This window comes from Gordonibacter pamelaeae 7-10-1-b (genome assembly GCF_000210055.1).
In the GTDB taxonomy this organism is placed as follows: domain Bacteria; phylum Actinomycetota; class Coriobacteriia; order Coriobacteriales; family Eggerthellaceae; genus Gordonibacter; species Gordonibacter pamelaeae.
In genome coordinates this window covers 843,558-847,305 of record NC_021021.1, presented here as the reverse complement: position 1 = coordinate 847,305, position 3,748 = coordinate 843,558, and the positions used below count along the sequence as shown (strand labels likewise).

General features: G+C 68.5%; 3 protein-coding genes. All 3 read left to right on the top strand.

Annotated features, from left to right (window positions below; genetic code table 11):
• Positions 1-622, top strand: a 622-nt coding sequence (locus GPA_RS04020) for a Panacea domain-containing protein (RefSeq protein ID WP_167536596.1), incomplete at its 5' end; no start/stop codon positions are given.
• A 274-nt stretch (positions 623-896) separates the two neighbouring features.
• On the top strand, positions 897-2,492 hold the full coding sequence (gene metG, locus GPA_RS04015) for a methionine--tRNA ligase (protein ID WP_015539010.1): 1,596 nt from the start codon (positions 897-899) through the stop codon (positions 2,490-2,492).
• Positions 2,493-2,528: 36 nt separating this feature from the next.
• A partial coding sequence (locus GPA_RS18860) for a sensor histidine kinase (RefSeq protein WP_231847558.1) occupies positions 2,529-3,748 on the top strand: 1,220 nt, incomplete at its 3' end.

The following is a 3,748-nucleotide window of genomic DNA, read 5'->3' as shown; positions in this document are numbered from 1 at the left end:
CAGCGGCGCGCCGCGCCTGGGGGAGCGGGACCGAGAGCGCGCGCTGCGGGCCGTCGAGCAGCAGGCGGCCAGCAGGATAGACTATGCCGTGGTGCGCCTCGACCTGCTGGATAGCCTGCCGCGCACGGCCTCGCCGGAAACGGGCATGCGCGTATTCGATGCCGACCGCCTGCGGGAGGCGGTTGTCTACCTTGCGGCGCAGGTGGGGAACCTGTTCGTGACGAAGCTGAACAAGGTGTTGTTCTATCTGGACTTCTCGGCCTTCCGCGACGAGGGCGTCGGCTTCACCGGGCTGCGCTACGCCCGCGCCGACTACGGCCCGGTCCCCGACCAGTACGACCTCGTCATGGCTGCGCTCGTGGACGGCACGACGCTCGCGTACCACGAGCAGGGCGACGGGCGCATCGTCGTCGCGCGCCGCAGCGCCGACCTCTCCGCCTTCGCCCCTGGGGAGGTCGCCCGCCTCGACGCCGTGGCCGCCTTCGCGAACGGCTTCGCCACCACTGCGGAGCTGTCCTCGTACTCGCACGGGGAGCGCGCCTGGCTCGAAACCCCCTCGGGCAAGGTGATCGGCTACGACTTCGCCCGCGACCTGCGCATGCCCATGCTGCCGCCCACTTGAGGCGCCCTTGCGCAGGGTGTTCCCTTTCCATCCGCCCCCTGGTGGCAGCAGCCGAACGCCGCGATGCTGCTGCGTCGTCCGCCGTTGGCATGCGACGGCTGGCTGCAGCCGTGTTCCCGCGCCCCGTGTATCGGCGTTCTCGTTTCATGTGCTCGGGGCGAGATCCGGTCCTTCGCGCGGGACCCACGTGCTAGAATAGATCGGTTGTTGCGTTTGTCCATGCGGCCGACCGGGCATCATTCGCCCTGCGGTCCCGATACGTGAGGAAAGCACCATGTCAAAGGGAACCTACTCGTTCACCACTCCCATCTACTACGTCAACGCCGCCCCGCACCTCGGCACGGCGTACACCACCATCGCGGCCGACACCGTGGCGCGCTACCAGCGCATGAACGGCTACGACGTCGCGTTCGTCACGGGCATGGACGAGCACGGCCAGAAGGTGGCCGACACGGCCGCCGCCAAGGGCATGACCCCGCAGGACTGGTGCGACTCCATGGAGCCCGCGTTCCGCGACGCGTGGGACATGCTGGGCATCACCTACACCGACTTCGTGCGCACCACCGAGCCGCGCCACGCGAAGAGCGTGCAGAAATTCTGGCAGGAGCTCTACGACAAGGGCTGGTGCTACAAGGGCAGCTACGAGGGCTGGTACTGCGTGCACGAGGAGACGTACTACGCCGAGAGCGACCTCGAAAAGAACGACGAGGGGCAGCTCGTGTGCCCCGACTGCAAGCGTCCCGTGCAGAAGGCGGGCGGCGAGGAGAACTGGTTCTTCAAGCTGTCCGAGTTCGGCGACAAGCTGCTCGCGTTCTACGAGGAGAACCCCGACTTCATCCGCCCCGAGACGCGCAAGAACGAGATCGTGTCGTTCGTGAAGAGCGGCCTGAAGGATCTGTCCATCAGCCGCAGCACGTTCGACTGGGGCGTGCCGCTGCCGTTCGACGAGGGCCACGTGGCCTACGTGTGGGCCGACGCGCTGCTGGCGTACCTCACCGGCATCGGCTACGGCGACGAGGGCGAGCGCGCCGGCGAGTTCGACCGCCGCTGGCCCATGCAGTACCACTTCGTGGGCAAGGACATCACGCGCTTCCACTGCGTCATCTGGCCGGCCATGCTCTTGGCGGCCGGGATGCCCATCACCCACACGGTGTTCGGCCACGGCTTCCTGCTCACCAAGGGCGAGAAGATGTCGAAGTCGAAGGGCAACGCGCTGAAGCCGGCCGACCTCTGCCGCGTGTTCGGCGTGGACGCGTACCGCTACTACTTCATGAGCGACGTGCAGTTCGGCGCCGACGGCTCCATCTCCATGGAGCGCATGGTGCAGGTGTACAACGCCGACCTGGCCAACACCTGGGGCAACCTCTGCAGCCGCGTGTTCAACATGACGAAGAAGTACTTCGACGGCCAGGTGCCCGAGGTGCCGGCGTCCGCTGCGGCGCTCGTGGGGGCCAACCCGCTGCGCGAGATAACCGAGGAGCTGTACGCCGAGTACGACCGCGCCCTCGGCGACGTGGACTTCACGGCCGCGGCCGCCACGGTGCAGAAGCTCGCGGGCCGCGTGAACCTCTACGTGGAGGAGAGCGCCCCGTGGAACCTCGCGAAGAACGAGGAGACCGCCGATGAGCTGGCGGCCGTCATCTACAACGCGCTCGAGGCCATCCGCATCATCGCGCTGTACCTGGCGCCGTTCATGCCGAACACGTCGGCCGAGGTGTTCCGCCGCCTGTCGCTCGGCGACATCACGGCCGTGACCGACATCGAGGCCGCCACGGCCTGGGGCCAGCTGCCCGCCGGCAACGCGGTGGAGATCGGCGACCCGCTGTTCCCGCGCTTGGACATGGACGCCATCGACCTGAGCATGGAGTAAGCCGCCGCGACGGGGCATCGCCGGAGAGGGGCGCGGGTGCTGGGCACACGGAAGAGGGGTCGGCCTGACGAGGGCTTCGACCTGTTTCGCCGCGCCTTCGATGAGGCGGGGAGGTCGGTGCACCTGCTGGTCAGGGCGGGCGACCTGCGCCCCGTGCACGTGAGCGCCAACTTCGAGCGCGTGTTCCGCCTGCCGCCCGAGCGCATGGACGACGACATAGAGGCCCTCTACCGCCTGATCGAGCCCGAGACCCGGCGCTCGATCAGGCACCGCGTGGACGCATGGGACGGGGTGGGCCGCCTCTGGTTCGACTTCCCGTTCACCGCCGACGGGGATGACGAACCGTGTTTCTTCCGCTGCACGGTCGAGCGCGTGCTGGACGGCTTCGGCTACCTCGTGTCGTTCGACGATGCCCAGATCGAGCGCGAGCGCATGGACGAGCTGCGCGGCCAGCTGCGCGACCTGTCCACCGACGCGCAGGTCAAGACCGACTTCCTCAACAAGATGAGCCACGAGATACGCACACCGCTCAACGGCATCGTGGGCCTGCTGGAGCTGGCGCGCACGCACGGCGGCCAGCCCGACGAGCTGGCGCGCGACCTGGACGAGGCGGCCGGCCTCGGGCAGTTCCTCATGTCGCTGGTCAACGACATCCTGGACATGAGCAGGCTGGAGGCGGGTAAGGTGGAGCTGGAGCGGCGGCCCTTCGACCTGGCGTCGCTCGCCGAGGACGTGAGGTCGATCTTCGGGCATTCCGCTGCGGAGCGCGACGTGGCCTTCGCCGTAGAGTTGAAGGAGTGCGAGGACCGCTTCGTCGTGGGCGACCGGCTGCGGCTGGGCCAGGTCATCGTGAACCTCGTGTCGAACGCGCTCAAGTTCACCCCGGCCGGCGGGTCGGTGACGGTGACGTTCCAGGAGATGCGCCGCCGCGACGGGCGGGCGCATTACCTCGTGCGCGTGCGCGATACGGGCAAGGGCATCGACCCGCAGTTCCTCGGGCGCATCTTCCGCCCGTTCGAGCAGGAAGACGGCTCCATCGCGCCGACGTTCGGGGGCAGCGGGCTGGGCATGGCCATCGCGGACAGCCTAGTCAGGCTCATGGGCGGCGAGATCGTCATCGATAGCGAGGTGGGGCGCGGCAGCGACATGTCCGTCTACCTGGCCCTCGACCTGTCCGACGAGGCGACGGTGGCCGCCTCGGCCGCAACTGCCGAGGCGTCGCGCTGGACCGGCGAGCTTCTGCACGCCGCCGAGCG